General features: G+C 70.9%; 18 protein-coding genes and 1 pseudogene. 11 read left to right on the forward strand and 8 right to left on the reverse strand.

Annotated elements, in window-relative coordinates; genetic code table 11:
• Positions 1–24 precede the first annotated feature (24 nt).
• Genes ABT369_RS47155 through ABT369_RS47170 form a run of 4 tightly spaced genes read left to right on the forward strand, consistent with a single transcriptional unit; the run spans position 25 to position 6,602 of the window.
• Positions 25–888, forward strand: a complete 864-nt coding sequence (locus ABT369_RS47155) for a carbohydrate ABC transporter permease (RefSeq protein ID WP_502891918.1) — start codon at positions 25–27, stop codon at positions 886–888.
• Positions 885–4,886, forward strand: a complete 4,002-nt coding sequence (locus ABT369_RS47160) for a glycoside hydrolase family 38 N-terminal domain-containing protein (RefSeq protein WP_350623293.1) — start codon at positions 885–887, stop codon at positions 4,884–4,886. The genes ABT369_RS47155 and ABT369_RS47160 overlap by 4 nt, the downstream gene beginning before the upstream one ends.
• Before the next feature lie 52 nt (positions 4,887–4,938).
• Positions 4,939–5,232, forward strand: coding sequence for a hypothetical protein (locus tag ABT369_RS47165; RefSeq protein WP_350623294.1), 294 nt, complete (start codon positions 4,939–4,941; stop codon positions 5,230–5,232).
• The gene (locus ABT369_RS47170) at positions 5,229–6,602 is read left to right on the forward strand and encodes a sensor histidine kinase (RefSeq protein ID WP_350623296.1); all 1,374 of its coding nucleotides are present in this window, start codon (positions 5,229–5,231) and stop codon (positions 6,600–6,602) included. The genes ABT369_RS47165 and ABT369_RS47170 overlap by 4 nt, the downstream gene beginning before the upstream one ends.
• Before the next feature lie 59 nt (positions 6,603–6,661).
• Here ABT369_RS47170 and ABT369_RS47175 read toward each other — a convergent pair whose 3' ends face one another.
• On the reverse strand, positions 6,662–6,880 hold the full coding sequence (locus ABT369_RS47175) for a hypothetical protein (protein ID WP_350623360.1): 219 nt from the start codon (positions 6,878–6,880) through the stop codon (positions 6,662–6,664).
• Between the two features lie 402 nt (positions 6,881–7,282).
• Here ABT369_RS47175 and ABT369_RS47180 point away from each other — a divergent pair, with 402 nt between their 5' ends.
• Together ABT369_RS47180 and ABT369_RS47185 are read left to right on the forward strand one after the other, a co-directional pair.
• A complete protein-coding gene (locus tag ABT369_RS47180) occupies positions 7,283–8,815 on the forward strand; it encodes a tetratricopeptide repeat protein (protein WP_350623298.1) in 1,533 nt (510 codons plus the stop codon).
• Complete coding sequence (locus ABT369_RS47185) at positions 8,812–9,843, forward strand: hypothetical protein (protein ID WP_350623300.1); 1,032 nt, start codon at positions 8,812–8,814, stop codon at positions 9,841–9,843. Before ABT369_RS47180 ends, ABT369_RS47185 begins: the two co-directional genes overlap by 4 nt.
• 174 nt (positions 9,844–10,017) lie before the next feature.
• Here the strand turns inward: ABT369_RS47185 and ABT369_RS47190 are convergent, their stop codons facing one another.
• The 3 genes from ABT369_RS47190 to ABT369_RS47200 form a co-directional block, all read right to left on the reverse strand.
• Positions 10,018–10,377 carry a ribbon-helix-helix protein, CopG family gene (locus tag ABT369_RS47190; protein ID WP_350623302.1) on the reverse strand — a complete coding sequence of 120 codons (360 nt, stop codon included), beginning with the start codon at positions 10,375–10,377 and terminating at the stop codon, positions 10,018–10,020.
• The gene (locus tag ABT369_RS47195; protein WP_350623304.1) at positions 10,374–10,655 is read right to left on the reverse strand and encodes a hypothetical protein; all 282 of its coding nucleotides are present in this window, start codon (positions 10,653–10,655) and stop codon (positions 10,374–10,376) included. Before ABT369_RS47195 ends, ABT369_RS47190 begins: the two co-directional genes overlap by 4 nt.
• Before the next feature lie 635 nt (positions 10,656–11,290).
• Positions 11,291–11,722, reverse strand: a complete 432-nt coding sequence (locus ABT369_RS47200) for a hypothetical protein (protein WP_350623306.1) — start codon at positions 11,720–11,722, stop codon at positions 11,291–11,293.
• 144 nt (positions 11,723–11,866) lie between these two features.
• Between ABT369_RS47200 and ABT369_RS47205 the strand changes: the two genes are divergently transcribed.
• Complete coding sequence (locus tag ABT369_RS47205; RefSeq protein ID WP_350623308.1) at positions 11,867–12,304, forward strand: DUF2267 domain-containing protein; 438 nt, start codon at positions 11,867–11,869, stop codon at positions 12,302–12,304.
• Here the strand turns inward: ABT369_RS47205 and ABT369_RS47210 are convergent.
• Both ABT369_RS47210 and ABT369_RS47215 read right to left on the reverse strand, forming a co-directional pair.
• Positions 12,301–13,674, reverse strand: a complete 1,374-nt coding sequence (locus ABT369_RS47210; protein ID WP_350623310.1) for an FAD-binding oxidoreductase — start codon at positions 13,672–13,674, stop codon at positions 12,301–12,303. The genes ABT369_RS47205 and ABT369_RS47210 overlap by 4 nt on opposite strands.
• A 79-nt stretch (positions 13,675–13,753) precedes the next feature.
• Positions 13,754–17,215 (reverse strand): ATP-binding protein, encoded by a 3,462-nt coding sequence (locus ABT369_RS47215; protein ID WP_350623312.1) that lies wholly within the window; start codon positions 17,213–17,215, stop codon positions 13,754–13,756.
• 99 nt (positions 17,216–17,314) lie between these two features.
• Here ABT369_RS47215 and ABT369_RS47220 point away from each other — a divergent pair, with 99 nt between their 5' ends.
• Together ABT369_RS47220 and ABT369_RS47225 are read left to right on the forward strand one after the other, a co-directional pair.
• On the forward strand, positions 17,315–17,575 hold the full coding sequence (locus ABT369_RS47220; RefSeq protein WP_350623314.1) for a hypothetical protein: 261 nt from the start codon (positions 17,315–17,317) through the stop codon (positions 17,573–17,575).
• Positions 17,576–18,120: 545 nt separating this feature from the next.
• Positions 18,121–18,561: a hypothetical protein gene (locus tag ABT369_RS47225; protein ID WP_350623316.1), complete on the forward strand. Its 441-nt coding sequence runs from the start codon at positions 18,121–18,123 to the stop codon at positions 18,559–18,561.
• Positions 18,562–18,588: 27 nt separating this feature from the next.
• Here ABT369_RS47225 and ABT369_RS47230 read toward each other — a convergent pair whose 3' ends face one another.
• Positions 18,589–19,695, reverse strand: coding sequence for an IS630 family transposase (locus ABT369_RS47230; protein ID WP_350623318.1), 1,107 nt, complete (start codon positions 19,693–19,695; stop codon positions 18,589–18,591).
• Between the two features lie 119 nt (positions 19,696–19,814).
• On the reverse strand, positions 19,815–20,711 hold the full coding sequence (locus tag ABT369_RS47235; protein WP_350623320.1) for a tyrosine-type recombinase/integrase: 897 nt from the start codon (positions 20,709–20,711) through the stop codon (positions 19,815–19,817).
• Between the two features lie 150 nt (positions 20,712–20,861).
• Between ABT369_RS47235 and ABT369_RS47240 the strand changes: the two genes are divergently transcribed.
• Positions 20,862–21,497 carry a hypothetical protein gene (locus ABT369_RS47240; RefSeq protein WP_350623322.1) on the forward strand — a complete coding sequence of 212 codons (636 nt, stop codon included), beginning with the start codon at positions 20,862–20,864 and terminating at the stop codon, positions 21,495–21,497.
• A gap of 344 nt (positions 21,498–21,841) precedes the next feature.
• A pseudogene (locus tag ABT369_RS47245) lies at positions 21,842–22,639 on the forward strand (IS5 family transposase).
• Positions 22,640–22,683: the final 44 nt, after the last annotated feature.

Below are 22,683 nucleotides of genomic sequence, written 5' to 3' on the forward strand. Positions count from 1 at the left end.
ACCCTGATCCCGGTCTCCCGGGCCATGACCGGCCCTCGCCGCGTCCGCGGGCGGTCCGCGGCGCCCAGCCAGCGCCGCGCCGGAGCGCGGACCTACCTGCTGGTGGGGCTCATCGCCGCGGTGTCGGCGTTCCCGCTGTACTGGTCGCTGGTCGCCGCGTCCAACGACAACTCCGCGGCGGGCAGCTGGCCGCCCAGGCTGCTGCCCGGCAGTCACCTGTGGGAGAACCTGCAGCGGGCGTACACCCAGGCGAACTTCGGCCTCGCCCTGGCCAACTCGATGATCGTCTCGATCGTGGTCACGGTCTGCGTCGTGCTCACCAGCACGCTGGCCGGTTTCGCCTTCGCGAAGCTCAGGTTCCGCGGCCGCAACGCCCTGCTCGGGTTCCTGCTCGTGACGATGATGGTGCCGGCCCAGCTGGGCATCATTCCGCTGTACATCATGATGTCGCAGTGGCTGGGCTGGACCGGGCACCTGCAGGCGGTCATCGTCCCAGCGGCCACCTCCGCCTTCGGCGTCTTCCTGATGCGCCAGTACCTCTCCGAGGCGCTGCCCGACGCGCTGCTGGAGGCCGGCCGGATGGACGGATGCTCCACGCACCGGCTGTACTGGCACATCGTGCTGCCGGCGGCGCGGCCCGTCGCCGCGGTGCTCGCGCTGTTCACCTTCATGAACACCTGGAACGACTTCTTCTGGCCGCTGCTGGCCCTGGGCCAGGGCAACCCGACCACCCAGGTCGCGCTGTCCACGCTGGCCGGCGGCTACTACATGGACTACTCGCTCGTGCTCGCCGGAACCCTGATCAGCACGGCGCCCGTGCTGCTGGTGTTCCTCTTCCTCGGCAAGCAGATCATCGGCGGCATCATGCAGGGGGCGGTGAAGGCGTGAGCTGGACGGTCTGGCTCATCCCGCACTTCCACTACGACCCGGTGTGGTGGAACACCCAGTCCGCGTACACCCAGACCTGGGACCAGCCGCAGGCCCCCGACGCGGGCGAGGCGCGCTTCGCCTGGCCCGGGCACAGCGCGTTCAGCCTCGTCAAGGCGCACCTGGCGAAGATCCGCGAGGATCCGCAGTACAGCGTGGTCCTCGCCGAGGTCGACTACCTCAAGCCGTACTGGGACACGTATCCCGAGGACCGCGAGCTCATCCGGCGACTGATCGCGGACGGCCGCCTGGAGCTGGTCGGGGGCACCTACAACGAGCCCAACACCAACCTCACCGGCATCGAGACGACGATCCGCAACGCCGTGCACGGCGCCGGGTTCCAGCGCCACGTCGTCGGCGGCGTCCCGGCCACCGCGTGGCAGCTGGACGTGTTCGGCCACGATCCGCAGTTCGCGCAGGTGATGGCCGGCGCCGGGCTGACCTCGATCGCCTTCGCCCGCGGCCCCTACCACCAGTGGGGGCCGATGCTGAGCAGCTGGAACATCCGCGAGCACCGCAAGCCCTTCGCGCCGACCCAGTTCCCCACCGAGTTCGAGTGGGTGTCGCCCGGCGGGGACGGCCTGCTCACCCACTACATGGCCGGCCACTACTCGGCCGGCTTCAGCCTCGACGCCGCCCAGGACCCGCAGACCGCGGCGGCGGAGCTGCACGAGCTGTTCACCCAGCTGCGCCCGGCCGCCGCGACCCGCAACGTCATGATCCCGATGGGCAGCGACTTCAGCCCTCCCATGCGCTGGGTCACCGAGCTGCGCGCGGCCTGGGAGGAGCGGTACCCGCAGGTGCGGCTGCGCTACGGCCTGCCGCGCGACTTCTTCACCGCCGTGCGGGACGAGCTGGCCGCGCGGGGCGTGCACGCCACGCCGCAGACCCGCGACATGAATCCGATCTACACCGGCAAGGACGTCACCGCGATCGACACCAAGCAGGCCCATCGCCTGGTGGAGACGCTGCTGCTGGACGCCGAGAAGTGGGCCACGTTCGCCGCGCTGCACGGCGCGGCCTACCCCGCCGCGGCCGTCGACAAGGCGTGGCGGCTGCTGCTGTTCGGCGCGCACCACGACGCGGTCACCGGCACCCAGTCCGACCAGGTCTATCTCGACCTGGTCGCCGGCTGGCGCGAGGCGCACGACCTGGCCGCCGACGTGGACCGCTCGGCCCGCCGGCACCTGGCCGGCCACGTCGACACCCGCGGGGAGGGCACCGCGGTCGTCGTGTTCAACCCGCTGTCGCATCCCCGGACGGACACCGTCGGCCTGGAGGTCGACCTCGACCCGGCCGTGGGCCTCACGCTCACCGACGACGGCGGGGCCCCGGTCCCGTACCTCACCGAGGCCCTCGCGCCGGCCGCCGACGGCCGGCCGGGCCGGGTGCTGCTGCGGTGGGTCGCCCGCGACGTGCCGTCGATGGGCTACCGCACCTACCGCCTGCTGCCCGGCACCGCGGAGCCGCCGGAGTCCGCGTGGCAACCCGTCGAGGCGACGAGCATCGCCAACGACCGCTACCGGGTTCGTGCGGACCCCGCGCGGGGCGGCGCCCTGACCGAAATCACCGACCTCGCCGCCGGCCGGGACCTCCTCCCGCCGGGCCGGGTGGGCAACGAGCTGGTCTGCGTGGCCGAGCACCGCGACCATCCCGAGTTCGGTGAGGGCCCGTGGCACCTGCTTCCCCACGCCGTCGCCTGGCGCAGCGCGGACACCGAGGCGGCCGTCACCGTCGAACGCTGCCCGATCGGCGAGCGCATCACGGCCACCGCGGAGGTCGACGGATGCCGCTACACGCAGCAGACGACCCTGTGGCACGGCCTTGATCGGATCGACTTCGCCACCGGCATCGACGGGTTCGCCGCCACCGACCGGCTGCTGCGGGTGCGCATACCCTGCGACGTCCCCGGCGGCATGCCCGTCAGTGAGACCGCGGCCGCCGTCATCGGCCGCGGCTACGCCCTGCTCGACGCCGACGCCGCGGAGCACCCCCGGACCCTGGACAACACGGCGCACCAGTGGTTCGGCCTCGCCGCGGCACTGACCGTCCACCTGCACGATCCACAGGAGCGCGCCGAGCGCTCGCGAGCGGTCTCCATCGCCGAGATCGTCGTTCCCGACGGCGACGAGGGCCTGCCCTCGACCCGCGGGCTCGCCGTCGGGCTGGCCCGGGCGGGTGTCACCGCCACCGTGACGAGCGCGACGGGCAACCGCTACGGCGCGCTGGACACCGACTCCAACCTTCCCGACTGCCGTGTCACGGTCGGCACCCCGCAGCGCAACGGGTTCGTCGCCGAGCTCCTCGACCGGGCGCCAGCACCGTTCGCCGCCGAACTGGCCGCCCGGCTCGCGGCCACCGGCACAGCCCGCCTCTGGATCCCGGCCGAGCGGCCGCTCGGCGAGGTCTGGCAGCCGGGCGCCGACGTGCGCTCGATCCGGGACCTGCCCGTCCTGCTGATCGCCGGCGACGACGCGGACGCCGAGCGGCGGGCCCTGACCGAGCTCCTCGACGACCTCGGCGACGCGAGCGTGCACGTGACGCAGCCGTCCGCGCTGCACCATGGCGAGTCGACCGTCGAGGACTACGCCGTCGCGCTGCTCAACCGCGGCACCCCCGGTTTCGCGGTCGAGCCCGACGGCACGCTGAACATGTCGCTGGCCCGCGCCTGCACCGGCTGGCCCACCGGAACCGCGATCAACTTCCCGGACCGCAACGCGCCGGGCGGGCGCAGCTTCCAGCACCACACCAGCCGGCGCTTCGAGTACCACCTGGTGAGCGGCCCCGGCGGATGGCGTACCGCCGGCTTCGTCGCCGCCGGGCAGTCCGTCAACCATCCGCTCGCCGCGACCGCCGCCCCGTCCGGCGACGGGGCGCTGCCGGCCACCGGATCGCTGTTGAGCGTCGAGCCCGCCGAGGACTTCGTCGTCACCGCGGTCAAGCCGCTGGGGGAGCCGCTCGCCACCGGCTCCGCGGCGCCTGCCGACGCGTGTGACGGCCTGATCGTCCGCGGCTACGAGCCCCACGGCCGCTCCGGCCGCGTCGCGATCCGCCTCGCCGGCGGTATCGCCTCGGCCACGGCCGCCGACCTGCTCGACCGCCCCGGCGCGCCCCTGGAGCACGACGGCGGGGAGGTGCGGCTCGGCGTCGAGGGGTACCGGATCGCGTCGCTGGCCCTGTCACCGGCTCGCGCCGAGCGGGGCGGGACGGCGCTCGCGGCGAGCGCCGAGCCCGTCCAGCCCGTGTTCACCCGGTACTGGCTGCACAACTGCGGCCCCGCGCCCATGGGCAACCTGCCGGTCGCGCTCACCCTCCGGCCGGACGACCGGCCGCGCGACGACGGCGCCGCGGCGGGCGTGCGGCTGTGCGCCCAGGTCGTCTGCGACGACACCGACGCCGGCTACGACGGAGACCTGCTCGTCACGGCGCCGCAGGGCTGGGTCGCCACCCCGCGGTCGAGGCGCGTGACCGTCGCCGCGGGCGGCCACCTCGGCGTGCCCGTCACCGTCACGGCTCCCGACGACGCCGAACCCGGCTGGTACGCGATCGCGGCGAGCATCGCCCACAGGGACCAGGAGTTGCAGGACGCCCTGGTCGTGCCCGTGGGCCGGCCCCTGTCCGGGCCGCTGCTGCACGCGCGGGCCGAGGCCCCGCAGCTGACGCTGGCCCCCGGGGTGCGTGGCCACGTCCGCGTGCGGGTGAGCCACGAGCTGCGCACCCCGCTGCGGGGGCATGCCCAGCTCATCACCCCGCACTACATCTGGCCGCTGACGAGCGAGCCGACCCGGGGCTTCACCATCGAGCCCGGGTCCACGCGCAGCATCGAGTTCCCCGTCGCCGTCCCGGTCGGGACGCCACCCGGGCAGTTCTGGGCCCAGCCCAAGATCTGCGCCCTCGGCCGGATCGCCTACTGCGAACCCGTCCGCATCGTCATCAGACCCGCCGGTGCCTCCGGATAAATCGGACTTATCGGGGATACGCTGGTGGTCAGGCTGATGGAGGGAGCGACCCGTGGTCAGCCGGGAAGGCGCATCCACTGACGAGCAGCAGTGCGCATGGCTGCTCGAAGAGCGGGCCGCCGTGCGGCGCAACGCCGCGCTCGTGATGCGTGGGGCGCCCCTGCCGGAGCTGCTGGCCGCGGTGGCGGAGGAGGTCGGGCGGCTGGTGCACGCCGACGTCGCGCACGTGGTGCGGTACGACGGCGATCATGCCGTCGTTGAGCGGTGTGGAGCGACCACGGCGGATTGGGGATGCCGCTCGGCATCCGGGTCCCGGTGGCCGGGCACAACATCGCGACGTTGGTGAAGCGGACACGTCAGCCCGCGAGGTTCGACACCTACGCCCATGCTTCAGGGCCGATCGCCGAGCGCCTTCGCGACATGGGGGTCTCCGCGTCGGTCGGATTGCCGGTCCTCGTGAACGACCGGTTGTGGGGCACGATCGTCGTGTCGGTGACGCGCCCGGAGCCGCTGCCCAGCGACACCGAGAACAGCGTCGTAGACCTCACCGAACTGACGGGCGCGGCGATCTGGGCCCTGCAGGTGCGGCAGGAAATGAGCCGGTTGGTCGAGGAACAGACCGCGCTGCGGCGCGTCGCGACCCTCGTGGCCAGGGGAGCACCACCGGCGGAGATCCTCACCGCCGTTGCCCGCGAGGTGGGACAGGTGCTCGAGGTCGACGCCACGGCCATCTACCGCATTGAGCCGGGCGGCGATGTGACCATCGTGACCGGCTGGAGCAAGGCGGGTGGCCGGGTGCCGACGGGCGGGCTGGGGACCGTCGACGACGAGGGTGTCGCCGGGAGGATATCCCGCAGCGGGCTGCCGGCCCGGGTCGACGACTTCACAAACGTGCCGGGCCTGGAGGCGGCGCTGGCCCGGCGGATGGGGTACACCGCCGGGGCCGGCGGGCCGATCTTCGTCAACCGGCGGCTGTGGGGAGTGATCGCCGCGGCCGTCCGGACCCTGCCGATGCCCGTGGACGCCGAGCTGCGGATGAGCGAGTTCACCGAACTCATCGCCACCGCCATCTCCAACGCGCAGGCACGCACGGACCTGGCCGCTTCGCGGGCCCGGATCGTGGCCACCAGCGACGAGACGAGGCGGCAGATCGAGCGCGACCTGCACGACGGGACCCAGCAACGGCTGGTGTCGCTGGGACTGGACCTGCGCACCCTGCAGCGTTCCCTGCCACCGCAGCAACGTGACCAGCAGGCGGAGCTGGGGCACATCGTGGACAGTCTCAACGACGCGCTCGACGAACTGCGCGAGATCTCCCGCGGCATCCATCCGGCGATCCTGTCGCAGGGGGGCCTCTCCTGCGCCCTCAAGGCACTCGCCCGCCGTGCCGGGATTCCCGTGGGGCTCGAGGTAGCCATCCAGATCCCCCTGCCGGAGCCGGTCGAGGTGGCGACGTACTACGTCGTCAGCGAGGCGCTCACCAACGCCGTCAAGCACGCCAGGGCGTCGAGGGCACACGTGAACGCCGGCGTCGTGGACGAGTTGCTGCACATCAATGTCCACGACGACGGCGTGGGCGGCGCCGACCGCACCCGAGGCTCCGGGCTCGTCGGCCTCACCGACCGGGTCGAGGCGCTCGGCGGAACCCTGAGCGTGCACAGCCCCGCCGGCCAGGGGACGCTGATCCACGCCGAGCTTCCCATCAGCGGGAGCTGATCACCGTCCCCGCCGCCCTTCGGCTCACAACCAGGTCAGCCGCCGGTCCGTGCGGCCGCTCACCCGTGCACGGCGGCGAGTTCCACGATCTGCCTACGGGCTGACGTGACCACCGTGTCCACTCCCACCAGGGTGAGTGCCGCGACCGCGCCGAACGCGACCAGGCTCGGCGCGTCCGGGTGCAGCACGGACTGGCCCCGCTCGGCCTGCCAGGCCAGAACGGTGAACGCGCCGGCGTAGCCGAACGTACGTGTCGCCGGCGTGTCGTGATCGTCCACAGTGGACCTTGCTCGTGCCCCTTGCGGGACGAGGCGAGTTTTGGGGTCACTCAGCGGCGTGCTGACCGTCGAAACTGTGAAACCGTAGGTCAGCACGGTTCCCGAGTCGGATGGTGCGCGCGCGTGGACGAGCCGGATTCGAACCCACGACCCCTTGACCCCCAGGGGGTCGTCGGAGGCCCCAGCGACGTGCTCAGCAACGTTCTCCCAGGTCGCTGTAAGCATAAACCGGCCGAGTAAAGGCGTCGGTGATTCGGTGCCGCGCGGGCATTGATGTGGTCACTCCGCCAGCGGGTCGGATGCTGCGCTGCCGTGAATCAGGTTGTCGTCGGTGTTACGAGTTCGGCGAGGTCGTGGGCGGCTTGTTGGCGGCGGTGGGCGTTGATGCGGGTGTAGTAGCGCATGAGGGTTGCTGGGTCGTGTCCGAGGCGTTCGGCGACTTCGGTCGAGCAGGGGACGCTGGCCCTGGCCCTGCACCGCGACATCGGCAGCGGCCCGAGCCAGGCGTACGCGCTGGCGTCGCTGTGCGTCAGCAACGCCCATCTGGGCCGCCACGACGCGGCGATCGAGGCGGGCCGGCGGGCGGCCGCGCTCACCGGCGACGCGAGCGAGGCCACGGCGACGGTGCTGAACAGCCTCGGCGAGGCCTACCGACCGGCCGGCCGGCACCGCGACGCGGTCCGGGAGCACCGGTCGGCGCTCGACGTCGCCCGGACCATCGATCTGACCGAAGTGGCCGCGGCACGGCAGGCCGAGGTCGGCCGGTTGGAGAAGGAACGCGACGACGAGGCCGCCCGGGCGCGTCAATGGTCGGCGCGGCGAGGGATGCTGGCCGATCAGGCCGACAAACTCTCCGGCGTCGCGCCGGGAGAGCGCCCGCTCGGTGACATCGATCCCGACGACGAGCGGGTCCGCCAGGACGTGGCGAGGCTCGCGGGACGGCTCGACGGCGTGGACAGCGCGCACCAGAGCGCCATGTCGAGCCGCTCCCAGCGCGCCGACGCGCTGCGCAACTGGGCACTGCAGGACCGCTTCGCCCGTCTCGCCGACGATGAGCACGGTATGGCGGTACGGCAAATGCGCGACCTGCTGCGCGGCGATCAGCTGGTCGACCGGGTCGCGCCGCGCGCGGTGGAGCTCGCCCTCGACCTCGCCACCCGGGAACAGGCGATCACCCAGCAGCTTACGCAGGTGGAGACCCACAAACGCAACGTGGTTGCCCGCCTCGGCGACCTGGTGGCCGAGGCGATAGCCGATCTGAGCCGCGCATCCACACTCTCCGAGCTGCCGGACGGTATCGGTCCCTGGGCCGGTCAGCCGTTCCTGTTGGTCGGTCCGCGCACGCGCCCGACACCCGAGCAGGTCCAGGTCCGCATCGGGGAACTCGTCGACCAGATGGTCGCGGCCGGCAAGGTGGACGTCGATCCAGTGGAGCTGCTCTGGCGCGCGACCAGCGCCGCCGTCGTGGACGGCTTCCGTGCCAGCATCCTCAAGCCTGCCCCCGATCAGCCCCCCGGCCGCACGCCGGTCGAGCACATCCACAAGTGGTCAGGTGGCGAGAACCTCACCGCAAGTCTCGTGCTGTTCTGCGTACTTGCGAAGCTGCGTACGGAGAATCGAACCGGCGCCCGAGCCGGAGCTGCTGGAGGTGTGGTGCCGCTGGACAACCCGCTGGGCAAGGCCAACTATCTGCCGTTTCTGGAACTGCAGCGGAAGGTGGCGGCCGCCAACGGTGTCCAGCTGCTGTTCTGGACCGGCATCGGCGACCTGGCCGCCGTCGGCGCGTTCCCACGCATCACCGCCATGCGCAAGAAGCCTGCAGCTGGCCGGCCTGGGGTGGCCTATGTCGTCGCGGACGATGAGGCATCGCGCAACGCGACCCAAGTCAACGTCGTTGAGCGCGTCAGCTCGGCCAGAGCCGAGCCGCTGGCATGAACGCGCTGGCGATCGCCATGGCCCAGGCGATCTCGAATGCCACCGGGCAGCGGGTGCCGCTGCCGACGTTGCTCGCCGCGGCGGCAGCGATCGACCGCACCGGAGCCACCGCCGTGGGCTGGCGCGGCCGAATCGCCGCCGGCCTCGACGAGCTCGTCTTGGCTGGCGTCGTCACCGTGCCCCGGACCCGGTGGGACACCGCCGCCGAACCGCATCTGCCGGCGTACGTCACCAAGGTCTCGGCCACCGGTCCCGCGGCCGCGCGCCGGTCGTCGACGATCTGGAACGCCGAACTCGGCTGGGCCGCCGGCCTGGAGGCATCCGGCCAACTCGGCGACGCGGACCGACGGTTTCTGGCAACCGTCAACGCCTGGCTCGGCCGCCGCGGCGACACGGTCGTACCGCTGCGGGAACGGTCGTTGGATATCTGTGGTGACGAAAAGGCGCTCGATGCCGTGGTGTTCGGACCGCTGTTCCGAGCCGACCGGCTTTCGTACGAGATGCTGCGATGTGAGCCCTGCTGGCCGCCGGTGCATCAAGAGGTTCTCGGCGACGGGCCCTGGCTCGTCGTGGAGAACTGGACGACATTCCGCACCTTGGCCGGCACGGCCCGCCGTCATGGGTGGAATGGCCGCATCATCTGGGGCTCCGACAACCAGGTCAGCACCCGGCTGACGAGCCTGGCGGCGACCGAGCCGCCTCCGGCTCGCCTGATGTACTTCGGGGATATCGACACACACGGTCTCCGTACCGCTCGCATGGCCGCTGGTAAAGCGGCGACGTTGGGGCTCGGCGATCTGCAGCCTGCGCGTGACCTGTACCGTTTGTGCTTCGCCGGGGGCAAGCCACGCAACACGCCGTACCTGGCAGACGACGTCTTGTGCCGGTGGGTCCGCGAATGGCTTTCGGGACCGCGGGGTGAAGACATTGCCCAATTGCTGGCGGTGGGCCAGCGAATAGTCCAGGAGACGGTAGGGGCCGAGTTGCTTGCCAAAACAGAGCCTCGCGTCGTGTTCGGTACGCGATAGGTCGCCGAGCCTCGTTGTGTTGCAGCCACCCGGTCGGGGGACGGCGCAGCCGATGCGGTGCGGCCCTCGGCGACCACGTGCCCGAGATCGTGTTCTTAGCACTGCTAAGGCGTTCAGCTGCCGTGTAGTCAGCCGAGCCGAGGAGTCCACGGCAGACGAGCCGCGCCGCCGAACCTATGCAGCCTCGGCCTGGCTGCCGAACCGTCCGGCGACCACCTTCCGCAGCACCTCGAGCGCCTGTTGCGCGTCATCGGGCCCGACCGGCGCCGTTCGTTCCTTAATGTATGACGCCAGTGCGTCTCGGATGATGTCAGAACGTCGGGTGCGCTCTATGTCCGCGAGGCTCTCCAACTCGTCTACCATCGCGACCGGCAACCGGATACTGATCAGCGCCATCGGCCCGTCCACCGCCGGTGAGGCCACTTCATCAGACACCGGCGTCACCGCAGACAGCAGCGGCGAGACATCCTCCGAGGTGTTGAACCACGCGACGACCTCGTCCTTCGACATCCGCTCGAAGTCAGGACCACTCACAGAACTCGCCTCCTCCACTCATCCAGCTCCGCACCGGCCAACGCCTTCACACTCAAGATCCGATACTTGGTGGTTCGGTGCAATTGCTCGCAGATCACCGCGACGACCCGCGCGCTACCAGCCATCCCCATCACCACGAGCAGTAGATCCCCGATCCGTCGCTCGAACCGTAACCCCGGCGGGGCATGCAGCGCCTGTTCTACCTCCTCGAGGGCAACCTTGCGGCGACGGGCGACGGTAAGGCCCTCATCCGTCCACAGGTACTCCCGTTCCACCACCGCCCGACCGTATCACAACGTCATACGGCGAAGATGCACGTTGCCAATCACTGCGGGAGCGTGACTGGCGGTAATGGTCGCGCGAGATTCAGCCGGCCATACCAGACGGCAGTGAGGCGGTATGGGAATCGAGGTGCGACGTGCCGATGGAGCGCGTAGCCGTTCATGAGGAGGAGGCGACCAGGCGTACGTGACCACCCCGGCGCACCCGCAGAGCCCGACCCAACCGGTCGGGTACCGAGCAGGCGAAGTACCACGAGCCGCGCCTCTCCTCGTCCCGCCGGGGACACGCCCGGTCCCATCTCCTGCCGGTAGTTGGGTTCACGCACCCGCACCGCTGAAACACGGCGTCGCCGCCCATAGCCGCCTCCGCTGCTCGATGAGACGCCTACGCTGCCGTTCTCCTAACAGAAGCGATGTCGGGTCGTAAGGCGTGAGGGGCATCTTCCCGGCCAAGGATGCTTATTCGTCCGACCTGTACCGCTTTGATGAGGACTAGGAAATCCTGTCCTGTTGCGTTACTGGGGCACAGTTCGGCAGTCCGTCAACCGACTACGCTGCCCTGCCGAGGAGGGGATCCAGGCAGGGCCCCGGCAAAGTCGGCTCGATGACGCCCGGAGTGTTGATCACTGTCACTAACTGCTGCCGTTCCGCCCAACGTGAGTGCGCGGCTCGTGCGCGAGTTGCGTCGCGTACGTGTCTGTCTGGTCGATGTCGGCAACCGCCTGGCGAGCTGCTCTTTCGTCGCCCCGATCACGGAGCAGGCGCACAATCATGTAGAACGCGGTCTTGTCGCCGCGTTCGGCGCGATGCCGGAGGTCGCTGCCGCGCCCCTGCTCGTACAGCAGGCGGTCCAGCCGTCGGCGTGCACACTGATCGCTCTCGCCCCGGCGGGCGAGTTCATCGAGCCGCCCCGCCTTCGCGAGTAGGTCCATGTGCCACAGGTGTGCGTTGTGAAGGTAGGGGTCCGGGCTGAGACACTCGGCAACGGAGCCGACAACCGCGATTGCTTCATCCCAGTCACCACGCTCCTGTGCAGCCCGCGCCACCGAATCCCAGTCGTCCATGGCGCTGAGTATGACCCTGGAACGTCGTTAGGTGATGCTGTCAATCCCCTAGAAACGTGGAGGACTCCGTTATGCGGCCTGGGCCTCCAGTGCACGAGCCGTTGATCGTTCGTAGTCGATAGGTGAGCGTCCGTCGCAGACGGAGTGGCGGCGTCGGCGGTTGTAGAAGTCGGTGGTCCAGGTGGCGATCTTGATTCGTGTGCGCGGAAGCCGGAAGGCTGGACGGCGTGGACGACAGGACGTTCGCGGAGCAGGCCGGGCTGGCCAAAAGAGGAGGCGCTGGACCTCATCCGGGCCGCGCTGGAGCAGCTCAGCGGTGGGGAGAGCCGGGAGCTGGCGCTCGACCTGCCCATCGAGCTGGCCGGGCACGTGACCCAGCACGACGGGCAGGCCCACCCGCAGCCGCTGCGGGACTTCACCCGGCACCCGCGCGAGCGCACCGGGCTCAACCAGGACGAGGTCACCCGCGGGCTGCGGGTCGTCCTCGCGACACTCAGCGGGCTGCCGGACAGCGCGCGGGTGCGGCACGCGCTGGGCCGGCTTCCCGCCGAGTACCGCGAACTGGCCGGAACGGGCGCTTAGGGAAGCAGCGCCTGGTTGGTCGAGAACAGGTTCGTCGGGTCGTAGGAGCGCTTGACCCGCAGCAGGCGGTCGCGATCGGGCTGCGACCAGTTGGCCAGCAGCGCCTCGTGGACCGCGCTGCCCGAGAAGTTCACCAGCCCGCCCGGCACCGTGTCGGCGGCCACCGCGGCCAGGATGTCGGCGCTCACCGCGTCGACAGCCGGGGCCAGATCGGGGACGCCGAGGCCGATGACGAACAGCGAGAACGCGGCGTTGCGGCCGCTCACCGCGTTGGGAACGGCGGCCGGGCGGGACAGGGCGCCGCCCATCAGCCGGAGCTCGACCATGACGACCGGGAGGTCGGCGATCTGCGGGCCGGCGACCTCCAGCAGGCGGTCGACCGACTCGGCGGACAGGCCGCCGAGCAGGGCGCCCCGCTCGCGGGACGGCATCGGGTCGACCGGGTCCTCGTGGACGGCGTCGATGGCCCGGTACGGCAGCTCGCCGACGCCGTCGATGACGGCCGGGGCCACCGCCCGCATCGGGGCCAGCAGCTCGGCGCCCTCCTCGGCCGGGCCGAGGTGGGCGAAGCGCAGGTGCACCACGAACGCGCCGCGCAGCGGCTCGGGCAGCTGTGGCAGCGGGGGCAGGCGCAGCGCCGCGATCGACGTGCTCGTGCGCTCGGGCAGGGTGGGGGCCCACTCGCGGTACGCGTGCAGGACCTCGGTGGCGTGGGTCGACGCGAAGTAAATCCCGCCGGCGTACAGCGACGCCACCTCGACCAGGCCGAACTCCATGGCGGTGACGATGCCGAAGTTGCCCTTGCCGCCGCGGACGGCCCAGAAGAGGTCGCTCTCGCGGTCGGCGTCGATCGTGCGGAGCGCGCCGTCGGCGGTGACGATCTCGATCGAGCGGACGTGGTCGGCGGCGAAGCCGTACGCGCGGCCGAGCGGGCCCATGCCGCCGCCCAGCGTGTAGCCGACCACGCCGACGTTCGAGGACGAGCCGTTGAGGGGAGCCAGGCCGTGCGGGGTGACCGCCTCGATCACCTGCGCCCAGCACACGCCGGCGCCGACGCGGGCGGTGCGGGCGGCCGGGTCGACGCTCAGGTGCTGCATGCGGGTGGTGGAGACGAGCACGCAGCTCTCGGCCGGGCGTACCGCGCCGTGGCCGGTCGCCTGGACCGCGACGGCGAGCCCGTGCTGGCCGGCCCAGCGGACCGCGGCGGCCACGTCGGCGGCGCTGGTCGCGCCGACGGCGACGTGCGGCTTGTGCTGGTGGGCGGCGTTCCAGGCGAAGATCTCGGCGGGGTACCCCTCGTCGCCCGGCACGAACACCGGGCCGGCGACGGCGGCGGTCAGGTCATCTATCGAAATGTCAGAAAGCGTCATCGAAGAACTGCCCTAGAACAGAGGCTCCCGGGGCGGGGGCCGTGCAGGAGTCACTCTGCGGGGCACCAATTGTGGGCAACTAGGCCGTGACTTGCGCCGCCACCCGCGCGACTTGCGCCTCGCTCGCGGCCACCAGGTGGGCGATGCCGGCCCGGCGGTGCTCGGTCAGGGCCGCCGTCGCGTGCTCGAGCGCCGCGGGAGCGCCGAGCCGGGCGGCCAACTCGGCCAGCACGAAGTGCAGCGTGCCCCACGTCGCGCAGCCGCTCCCGACCGAGGACCACTGGTCGGCGAAGGGCAGGATCTCGTCGTACAACTCCCGCGGGTCCGGCGTTCCCAGCCGCGCCGCCACCAGGCCCCACTGGAACGCGATGAAGGTCCAGGACCAGAGGTGTTCCCGGGTGGTACCCCAGCGGTCGACCAACTCGCGGGCCAGGTCCTCGTCACCGGACTCACAGGCCGCCAGCACCGCGATCGGGCGCAGGAGCTCCAGGAGCGGCTCGTCGGCCGTGCGCACCAGTTCGTCGCGCAGGTCCCCCGGCCGGCCCTGGAAGCGCCGGCTGGTGTGCAGCATGGCGAGGCGGATCCACTGGGTGCCCCAGAGGCTGGTGTGCTGCTGCATCGCGAACGCCTCGTCGACCAGCCGCTCCGCGGTGGCCCAGTCGCCGGCGCCGAGGGCCCGCCCGGCCCGCGCGTACCTGACCTGCGCGCCCAGCACCGGCGTGCGGATCTCCTCGACCAGCCGGACGCACCGGGCGAGATCGGCGTCGAACCCGGCGAGGTCGCCGGCGATCGTCTCCGACATCATGCGGTGGACGCGGGCGGTCACCTCGACGGTCGGCGCGAGCGCCTCGACGGCGAGCAGCTCGTCGACGACCGCGCGGCGCTGCGCCTCCCGCTGCGGCACCCAGGCGGCGACCCAGTAGTTGTTCAGCGTGCGGACCAGCAGGTCGGGGTCGCCGCTCCCGCGGGCCAGGGCGACGGCCCGCGCCGCGTGCTCCTCGCCTTCGGCGCGGTCGGCGCTGTAGTACAACTCGACCGCGAGCGTGCCGAGCAGCATCGCGCGCCGCCGGTCGTCCGCCGGGTCGAGCCGGCTGAGCTGGGCGCGCAGGATGCCGATCATGCGTTCGTCGACGCCGAGGTACGGGCGCCAGTTCCACAGGGTGACGCCGCCGAACAGGGTGGCCGCGTCGATCGCCAGCTCGTCGTCGCCGAGCTGGGTGGCCATGGTGAGCGCCTCGTCGAGGACGGCCCGCGTGCCGGCCACGTCGCCGGCGGCGCGGCGGGCGACGCCGAGCTGGACGAGCAGCCGGCCGCGGTCCTGGCTGGCGCCGGGCCGGGTCGCGCCGAGCGCCGTCTCCAGGTAGCGCGCGGCCTCGTCGTAGGCGAGCTGGGCCATCGCCAGCTCGGCGGCGCGGCGGGCGTGCCGCACGGCCCGGTCGGCGACGCCGAGCGGCGCGGCCATCGTGAAGTGGTGGACGAGCAGCGGCAGCAGGGCTGGGTCCTCGGTGCGTTCGAGGGCCTCGCCGACCTGCTTGTGCAGCCGGGCGCGCTGCAGCCGGCTGAGCCCGCCGTAGACGGTGTCGCGCACGATCGCGTGCGAGAAGCGGTAGTCCCAGGTCCCCGGCACCTCGGTGAGCAGCCCGGCGGCGACGGCCGGCTCCAGGGCCTCCAGCACCGCCTCGTTGGGCCGGTCGGTGCTCGCCTCCAGCACGAGCAGGCTCACGTCGCGGCCGATCACGGCGGCGGCGTGCAGCAGGACCTGGGTGTCGTCGGGCAGCCGGGACACCCGGCGGGAGATGACGTCCCGGACGCTCTCGGGCACGCCGGTGTCCACGACGGCCTGCGCCGAGCCCCAGCCGCCGGGGTGCTCGCTGGCCAGCAGCCGCAGGAGTTCCTTGAGATAGAACGGGTTTCCGCCGGTACGTTCGAGCAGGGCTTCGACCACGTCGGCGCTCGGCCGTCCGCCGAGGTAGTCGGCGACGTCGGCGGCCGTGAACGACCCGAGCCGCAGCCGCTCCGCCCCGCGCTCGTTGGCGAGCAGCGCGAGCGCCTCGCGCAGCGCCGGGTCGGCGTCGCCGGCCTCCGGCCGCAGCGTGGCGAGCAGCAGGATCGGCAGCCGGTGCAGGGCCGGCGCGAGGTGCGCGAGCAGCTGCAGCGACGAGGCGTCGGCGACGTGCAGGTCGTCGACCACGAGGAGCAGCGGCCGCTCGCGGGCGGCCTCCCGCAGCGTCTCGGCCACGGCCTCGTGCAGGTGGAACAGCGCGGCGTCGGGGTCCTGCCGGCGCCACTCGCTCTCGCCCCGCCCGGCGAGCACGTCGCGGAGATGCCGGCGCTCCGGGGTGTCGGGCAGCGCGCGCAGCACCTGCGCCCACGGCCAGAACGCGGGCGTGGCCCCGGACTCGACGCACCGGCTCCAGGCGGTGGCGAGCCCGTGCCGTTCGGCGGTGGCGGCGGCCCACTCGGCCAGCAGGCTCTTCCCGACGCCGGCTTCGCCGACGACGAGCAGGACGCCGCCGCGCCCGGCGCCGGCCTGGTTGATGCGCTCGGCGACGCGCTGCTCCTCGGCCGCCCGCCCGACGAGCGGCTCGACGTCACCGGCCGGCGGCCCTCCAGCGAACGCTGCCCCGCGGCCAGCCGACGGCCCTCGTTCCTCACCCGTGGCCACGCGCCGCGCCTGACCCCCCGCCGCTCCGAAAGCTCGGCTACCTTGGCCTGACATTACCGATTTTTCGGAAATATCCGGTGTGACGAGCGCCCTGCCGGCGGGGTGGAGGTCGGGATCCTGGCGCAGGATGGCCGCCTCCAGCGCCTGGAGGTCGGGGCCCGGTGGGAGGCCCAGCTCGGCGTCCAGCACCTCGCGGGCCCGGCGGTAGGCGGCCAGCGCGTCCGCCTGCCGGCCGTTACGGTACAGCGCGATCATGAGCTGACCCCAGGCCCGTTCGCGGAACGGGTGGCGCTCCAGCAGGCCCTGGGCCGAGGCCGCGGCGCCGGCGAGGCGACCCGTGGCCAGTTGGACCTCGATGAGCTCCTCGACCGCGCTGTCACGCAGCTCGGTCAGCTGCGCCGCCGGCGCGACCGCGAACTCCTCGTCGGCGAAGTCGGCGAACGGCGCGCCGCGCCACTCCCCCAGCGCCTCGGTCAGGGAACGTTCCGCGCGGTCGTAGGCGCCGGAGCGCAGGTCGGCCCGGGCCGCCTCGACGGCCGTCGCGAAGCGTGCGGCGTCGACCTGGGACGGCTCCACGGCGAGCGCGTAGCCCGGGTCGCGGGTGATGAGCACGGCGGGCGGGGTGCGCGGCGGCCGGTCGGGTTCGAGCACCCGGCGCAGCTGGGAGACGTACGCCTGCAGGGTGCCCGTCGCGCTCGACGGCGCCTCGCCGGCCCACAGCCCGTGGACGATCCGGTCCAGCGACACCACCCGGCCGGGATCCACCAGGAGCAGCGCCAGGACGGCGCGCTGCTTGCGGGCGCCGAAATCGAGCGGCTCGCCGGCCGGCGTCCGCACCTCAAGCGGTCCGAGGATCCGGAAGTCGAGCCGCGTCACGCCGCAACCATAACGGCGGTTCAGCGTGATCTCTGTCAGGTATGAGCGGGACCTGCCGGGGCGCCTGTTGACGGGCGTCCCCGGCACGCCCGCTACGGGGTGACGTCGGCGCTGTCGATCGCCACGTTCCAGCCGAACGAACAAGGCGACGTCTGGGCAGAAACCCTGGAACACCGTGCGCAATACGCCGACCGACCCGCCATCGTCGATCAGGTCACCTGGGAACGCTTCACCAGCGACACGCGCCGGCTCCTGCTCGGCAAAACCCGCGCCCGCGGCGACTGGCACACCGCCTTTGCCGACGCCGGCACGAACCTGCGACGCCTACGTGAAACGGGCCAGCTCACCCGCGGTGTATAGGTGATGGCTGAGTTGCACAGGGTTACCGTCCAGGGCTGGGTGGGCGACCCGGAGGACTGAGACTTGGCGGGCGGTGATCAGGCTGACGCCAGCGAGGGGTGGTGACGGCGTCGTTGGCATTCCGGTGGCGGTGCTGAGCTCGGATGCCCGGCTCGGGGGATCGCGCGAGGCGCACGAATGTGGGCCGCTCCGTCCGACTGATCCCGTCGCCCGTTGGGCTGTGGCGCCGGGCTGTCGTGGAGACTGAAAGTGGGGGGGTTTACGGGGAGTGTTCATCTTGATCATCTATAAACACTGATGGCTTGAGCCTGTTTTCCCAGCTCAAGCCATCTTCCGTGTCGGGACAGCGGGATTTGAACCCACGACCCCTTGACCCCCAGTCGTAGGAGGCCCCAGCGACGTGCTCGTGCACGTTCTCCCAGGTCGCCTCGAGCATAAACCGGCCGAGTAAAGGGGTCTATGACGTGGGCCCGTCGCGATGCGGTGTTTCGGGCGTGGCTAGTGCGGTGACCAGATACGTTCGCCGGGTTCTCTAGCCTCTTGGCATGGTCATGCAAGAGGGACTCGCGATCATCGACGGCCTGCTCGTGCTTCCTTTTCCAGGTGGGAACACACGAGAGGGCCGCCAGTCGAGCGGGCCTGGCTTCCACGTGTATGTCCTGCAGGCCAGCCGGAGTTTCTGGGATGACCGCAGCGAGGAGATCGTCGAGACAGCGCAGGCGGAGATCGACGCCGGTTTCCGGACGCTGGCGACCGTGCTGACGGCCCGCTGGGGCGAGCCCCGGACTGTTGATCTCGAGCCGTATCTGTGGGGTGAGGACCACGCGCCGGAACCGATGAACCAGCTTTGCCAGCTCAGTGGTGAGATGTTCGTCTGGCGGCCGCTGGATGGTGGTCGGTGGGTTGCGCTCGCCGTTGGCCAGGGAGATCCGGAGTTGCCGATTGAGTTGCTCGTGGCGGTCGGTGAGGCCGATGCACTGCGTTGATCAGCCGCCGCCAACGGTTCGAGTAGGTCAAGCGGCCTTGGAGCGTGGACGACCCCAGGATTGTTGACGTTCGCTGCGGATGCGGGCGCGTTCGCGGCGTTGGGCTGCTAGGACGTCGGGGTGGCGGGCGTTGGCGTTGCGCCAGCGTCGGTAGTCATGCAGATCGCGGGCCAGGACGGTGTGGTTGGGGTAGTTGGAGTTGGCCATGGTGAAGCGGCGCAGCGGCCCGAACTGGGCCTCGATCGGGTTCGCCCAGGACGCGCTGGTCGGAGTCAGGCACAGCTCGACCTTGTTGCGGGCAGCCCACGCCCGGATCGCTGGGGTCTTGTTGGCCGAGAGGTTGTCCAGAATGACGTAGATCGGGGCGCCATCCGGCCGGGCCGCACGAATCGACTTGAGCGCGGTCAAGGTGTGATCGGCACGCAGCACACCCCAGAGCTGGTCATCGCCGAGGCTGTAGCAGCCGTGGAAGTAGCGGATCCCGTGCGTGCGCTTGTAAGTGGCCGGCAACCGGTCCGGCCGCGTCTTCGGAGCCCAGCCGGTGCCATGGTGCGGGCGGATCGACAGCGGCCCGAACTGGTCGAAGGCGAAGCACCGGTCCGGAAACGCGGTGGTGACCTCCTCGATTCGGTCGAGCTTGGCATCCTTGTCCGGGTCGGTGGACTCCTTCCAGGTGCGAGTGCGCTGGAAGGAGATGCCGTTGCGGTGCAGCAGCTGCCGTAACGATTCCCGGCCCAGGTACACCCGCCGGACCTTGTTGGTGGCCAGGTAGTCGGCGAGTTTGCGGATGCTCCACTGAGTGAACGGGCGGCCCAGCTGCTTGGGCCGCGCCATGGCCGTCGCGACGATGTATGCCTCGTCGTCTTCGCTGATCCGGCGGGGACGGCCACCCGCCCAGTTAGGGTCCAGTGCACGCAGCCCAATCTCGTTGAACCGGTGGATCACATCCCGAACGGTGTCCTCGTGCGCCGCGACCAGACGAGCAATCGCCGGCACCGGCGTCCCGGACGCCGACGCCATGATGATCAACGCCCGGCGAACCCGGATCGACTCGTGCTTGCCCCGCCGCACAATCTGCTGCAACCGGCGGCCCTCCTCATCGCTCAACCGCCGCGCCCGGACAGGCTCAGCCATCCACCCACCTCACCCTCGACAGCGAACATGAGCGCTATCGAGCGTGCGACAGGTGGCCCGCAACCGGGTGGATCCAGCCCGGCGTGTCACCGACCCGGTGAACGTTCATGGCCACCGCACTAGGTCATGAGCTTTGCAGTTGGTGTGACGAGATCGGCGAGGTCGTGAGCGGCCTGCCGGCGGCGTGTGGCGTTGATGCGCGAGTAGTCGCGCATGAGGGTGGCGGGGTCGTGGCCGAGACGTTCGGCGACTTCGGCTATGCCATAGCCCAGATCGTGGAGGTTCGAGGCCAGAAGGTGTCGGATTTGGTGAGGTCCGATCGGGCGGACGTGGGCGGCGCGGGCGAGTTGGTTGGACCGGTTGCTGAGGTTGTCCGGCCGGAGTGGTTGGCCGCGTCGGCCGAGGAACATGTGGCCGGTGACGAGTGCCGTCTTGGTGGTTGGTCTGATGGTGGTCAGTGTCGCGAGGGTGGCCGGGTCGAGGATCAGGGTGCGGGTGCCGTTGTGGGACTTGGGTGGCTTCTCCCGGACGTGGCTGGTGGGTTCTTCCACGACGTGTTGTCGGCGGACGGTGAGTGCGGCGAGGTCGGGTTCGAGGTCGGACGACTTGAGGCCGCAGAGTTCGCCGCGGCGTAGGCCGGTGGTGAGCAGGAGTCGCCAGAGCGGGTAGAGCCGGTCGCCGGTGGTGTGTTCGAGGAAGGTGTGGGCTTCGGCGATGGTCCAGACGGGTCGGAGGTCGTCGGTCTCGCGTGGCTTGTGCGCGCCGAGGGGGCGGCCGGTCTGTTCGACGAAGGCTTTGGCGAGGACGAGGTGGAGGGTTCGTAGGGTGGTGCGTGAGTAGCCGGCGGTCTCGAGGTGCTGGTAGGCGTGTTCGGTCATCCGGGCGCTGAGCCGGGAAGCGCGAACTCGGCCGATGTAGGGGTAGATCAGTGTGAGCAGGCGGGCGTAGTTGTAGACAGTGTTCGGCTGCAACTCCTGAGTTCGGGACGTCAGCCAGTCGTCGCATAGCGTCTGCACCGTGTCGGACAGTCGGGGTCGGGGGGGGGTGTGCGTCCCGCTGGCGGCTCAGTCGTCGGTACTCGGCGAGGGCGGCCTGTGGTGTCACGAACCCTGTGCGTCGGGCCTGCATTCGTGTACCGGTGCGGTCGCGGCCGAGTTCCAGCCGGCATGGACAATGACGACCTGAAGATCGTGGTCGAGGAGGGGCGTCGGCAGTTGGACCGGCAGCTGGCGGATCTTGAGCGCACGCGGACAAGGGCCGGGACGCTGCTCACGCTCAGCCTCGCCGAGATCGCGGTACTGTCCGCGGGCGCCCGGCGTGTTTTCGACCACGGCGTCGTGTTGACCTGTGTCTGGGCGACCAGCGCCCTGCTCGCCGTGCTCGCTGCCGGCGGCGCCATCTCGCTACTCACCTCCCAGGCGGTGTTTCAGCGTATCGACACCAGTTACCTCGTATTAGGTCGGCGGCCGGTCCTGCGTGAGGCGGCGCTAGGCTATGCAGAGTCCGTCGGGGTTGGCGAGCAGACGATCCGGGCTCGGATAACCGTGCTGCGCGACGGCGTTCTGCTCGCGGCGCTCGCCGCGATGTTGTACGCGGTCGTTTGGCCGTTCACGTCTGGAGCGGACAAGCCCGCGAGCACACCGCAGTTCACACCACCATCGAACGGAGTTGTTGTCCTATGCGTGCCGACCTGTACACCGTCCTCGCCCAGCCAGTCGCCGGGGACGATCACAACGACGAGTCAGACGACGACAGGACCCGGCGCCAACCGAGGCCCAACACCAGCTTCACCCACGCCGTAGAGACTATCGACGCCGACTTCGCCGCATCACTGCTTCAAGCGACCGGCATCTGACAGCGTCGATGGTCGGTCCGCTGACCGGCCGACAACCTGCACCGCGGTCAAGGTATCGAGGATGCTGGAACTGGAGTTGCAGGTCTGACGGGAGCGCATGGCTGCCCCGCCAGGCCCGCAGGTGTAGCGACGATCCAGCCCCGTGGCCGGTGATCCAGCGGTTGGGTGATTAGAACCCGCTGCCCGAGGAAATCGAGGCCCCGCCAGTCGCCGGTGCCGGTGTCTAGGACCGCGTCCCATTTGGGCCTGACACCGGCTTGAGCGTGATGTTCAATTTTCCGTGTGTCCGATGTGGAGCGTTGGTGTCCTGATGCTCTGTGGGAGATCGCAGGCCCGTTGATCCCGCTCGTGCCGGTGCGGCCGCAGGGTGGTGGCCGGCGGCGGGTGGACGACCGGGCGGTGCTGGCCGCGATCTGCTACCTGACCCAGGCCGGGTGCTCGTGGTGGAAGCTGCGGGAGGCGATGTTCGGCGTCACCCGCGCCACCGTGCACCGCCGCTTCACCGAGTGGACGAAGGCCGGGCTGTGGCCCGCGCTGCGCTTGGCGGTGCTGCAGCGGCTGCAGGCCCACAGCGACCTGGACTGGTCCCGGGCGGTGATCGACTCGATCCAGGTCCGGGCTGAAAAGGGGGCGATCTGACCGGGCCGAGCCCGGTCGACCGCGGCCAACCTGGCAGCAAGATCCATGTCATGGTCGAGCGTGGCGGCCTACCGCTGACCACCACCATCTCCGCAGCGGACACCCCGGACGCGGCGGTGCTGCTGCCGCTGCTGGACGGCATGCCCGCGGTCTCCGGCCGGGTCGGGCGCCCTCGCCGCCGGCCCGACAAGCTGCACGCCGACAAGGCCTACGACCACAAAGCACTGCGGGCTGAGCTCCGTCGGCGCAGCATCACCGTGCGGATCGCCCGCAAGAAGATCGAGTCCTCACAACGCCTCGGCCCGGCACCGCTGGGTCATCGACCGCACCGTGGCATGGCTGACGCGCTACCGGCGCCTGGTCCGCCGCTACGCCGAGCACTTCGCCGCGTTTACCACGATCGCCTGTGCCCTCATCTGCTATCGCAAACTGGTTAAACATCCCAAATGAGACATGGTTTTAGACGCTGTGCTCCGCTATCCACGCACGATCGC

This window comes from Dactylosporangium sp. NPDC000244, from assembly GCF_040300725.1.
Lineage (GTDB): Bacteria > Actinomycetota > Actinomycetes > Mycobacteriales > Micromonosporaceae > Dactylosporangium.